This window comes from Parafrankia irregularis, from assembly GCF_001536285.1.
GTDB lineage: Bacteria > Actinomycetota > Actinomycetes > Frankiales > Frankiaceae > Parafrankia > Parafrankia irregularis.
Genome location: NZ_FAOZ01000077.1, coordinates 1 through 2,179 on the forward strand (window position 1 = coordinate 1; position 2,179 = coordinate 2,179).

At 67.4% G+C, this 2,179-nt stretch carries 3 protein-coding genes; 2 read left to right on the forward strand and 1 reads right to left on the reverse strand.

Going from position 1 to position 2,179, the window contains the following annotated elements:
* Positions 1-266: hypothetical protein (locus AWX74_RS41055; protein WP_207550517.1), on the reverse strand; the 266-nt coding region annotated here is incomplete at its 3' end.
* A 607-nt stretch (positions 267-873) separates the two neighbouring features.
* Between AWX74_RS41055 and AWX74_RS38720 the strand changes: the two genes are divergently transcribed.
* The gene (locus AWX74_RS38720; protein ID WP_091287481.1) at positions 874-1,473 is read left to right on the forward strand and encodes a helix-turn-helix domain-containing protein; all 600 of its coding nucleotides are present in this window, start codon (positions 874-876) and stop codon (positions 1,471-1,473) included.
* Positions 1,470-2,039 (forward strand): hypothetical protein, encoded by a 570-nt coding sequence (locus tag AWX74_RS38725; protein WP_091287484.1) that lies wholly within the window; start codon positions 1,470-1,472, stop codon positions 2,037-2,039. Before AWX74_RS38720 ends, AWX74_RS38725 begins: the two co-directional genes overlap by 4 nt.
* Positions 2,040-2,179 lie beyond the last annotated feature (140 nt).

The window sequence follows — 2,179 nt, forward strand, 5'->3', positions numbered from 1 at the left end:
TCGTCGCCGCCAACACCGGCGCGACCAGCAAAGCACGGCCACGACGGATGGAACGACGGTTCCTGCGAGCACCCGAAGTCATCAGGGACAAAATAGATACCCTTCCCCACACCTACGAAATCCGCACCACACCAGCCGTCGAACGTCAGACCAGCCAGCCACGGCACCGGCAGAAAAATCGCTCCCGCCCACAGATCGCCTTCAACCAACCGGGCGGGGCGGGATTCAGCATGCCACCCGATGCGCACTCCCCAGGTCGGAAGCACGTCACCAACGTTACCCACCACCCACCCACGACTTCCAGACCCCTGTGAAGAGCACCACTCACCACCACAAGACCTTGAAAAGCCCCAGCCACAGCCCCTCCACGACCAGCCATGCCCGTATTTTCCCGATGCCGCACGGCCAGCGTCACCGGTTCAATACCGGCATGCGGACCGGCCTGTGCAGAGCGTCCGCGACTGCTCCACGTGCGCAGCGAATTTCTTTCCTGAGCCAGCTCCAGACCGGCTCGGAGCACAAGTAAATCACCCGCCGATGACGGTAGACAAAGTCGCCGAAACACCGACACGGCTCCTTCGGGAGACCTGGACGGTATCGCCTGATTCACTCGATATCTCACCAGAAAAGGGACGGGCGGATCAGATCCCTGCTCATGCCGCGCGCCCCGGCACCGGCGGCGGCCCGCCCACGGGACCGACAGAGCCGACGGCTCGCCAGGGGCGGGAAGCCACGGACGTTCCGGCGCTCGTGCCCTGTGGAAGTCGACACGCCGACGTCCAGCCGTTGGCACACGCCGAGACCTGCCCTCGGCCCGCGGGCGCCCTCCGACTCGCCAGTTCCGATTATCTAATCGGATAACACACGGATAGGATGGTGCCTGTGGAACCTGATCGGGACACCCGTGAGGTCATCGCGTTGCTGGATCGCGCGTTGACTGACAGTGGCCTGAGCCAGGCAGATTTCGCCGTCGCGCTGGGTACATCGGCCTCAAGGCTGTCGACCTATCGTTCGGGCCGGACCAGGCCGACCGCGGTGTTCTGCGTCCGCGCACTCAGGGTCGCCAGCGCGCTGGCCGCCGCACGCTCCTCCCGGTTGATGTCCGCACCGGAGACCGCCAAGGCGATTCGGCACGCGATGGGCGACGAGGACCGAGCGTGGCGGATGCTGTTGCAGGGCCGCGACCATCTCAGCCTCCTCCTCGACCAGCAGGACGGCTGCCCCGGGGCGTGGGAGGCCGCGCCGCCGTCAACGGGAAGCCCCGGCTTCGACGTCCTGCTCGCGGCGCTGGCTCGCAGAGAGTTCGACCGGGCGGGAGTCGAGCCGCCCGCCTGGTGTGAAGCGGAGCGTCTCCCGCTGCCCTGGGTGCCCGAGCACCCCTTCCTCGACCCCGACGAGGTGATCGCCGCCACTCCCGACGATCTGAAGCGTCTCAATGTCTTCGTCCCCGCCCGTGACCTGTTGACCGCATGAACGAGCGGTACGAGTTCTCCGCGGCCGAGATCGTCTCTTTGCTGGCCAAACTCGACGAGCGGCTGCGCGCACGAGGAGTGTCGGGGTCGGTGTTCGTCGTCGGCGGCGCGGCCGTCGCCGTGACGTCGGGTCGGGATCTGCGGCGCACCGAGGACGTCGACGCGATCACATCAGACGGCGCGGTTGTCACCGAGGCTCGTGAGCTCGCACGCGCGGAGGGTCTTCCGGAGAACTGGCTCAACACCAGGGCGCGCATGTGGATGCCGCCGCTACCAGCGGACGCTTCCACTCCGGCGCCTGGGCCGGGGCTGCATGTGACCTATGCATCGGACGGCTTCCTGCTCGCCACCAAGCTGATCGCCCAACGCCGCAAGGACGCGGCGGACATCCGCGAGCTCGCGGACCGGACCGGAATGGCCGAGGCGACCGCCGACCAGCTCGAAGCACTGATCTATCAGTACTACACCGACCCCGGCATCCTCGAGTTCATCGTCGATGGGAACGACGTCGCGGGCGAGGTGCGGCTCCTGGCCGAGCGGGCCGCCCGAATGCTCGCGCGGCGGTGACCAACCTGGCGGCGACAGGCAGGGCGGAGCCTGACCACCCGCGCGGACGCGGAAACGCCGGTACGCCCGGACGTCTTGTAAACGTCACGGGCGCACCGGCGTCATACCCAGGGCGGTAGCCCCAGCTCTGATCCACACCT

What these genes read in the sequence shown, in the direction of transcription:
- AWX74_RS38720 (WP_091287481.1), top strand. Translation starts at nt 874, where the DNA reads ATGGTGCCTGTGGAACCTGATCGGGACACCCGTGAGGTCATCGCGTTG.
- AWX74_RS38725 (WP_091287484.1), top strand. Translation starts at nt 1,470, where the DNA reads ATGAACGAGCGGTACGAGTTCTCCGCGGCCGAGATCGTCTCTTTGCTG.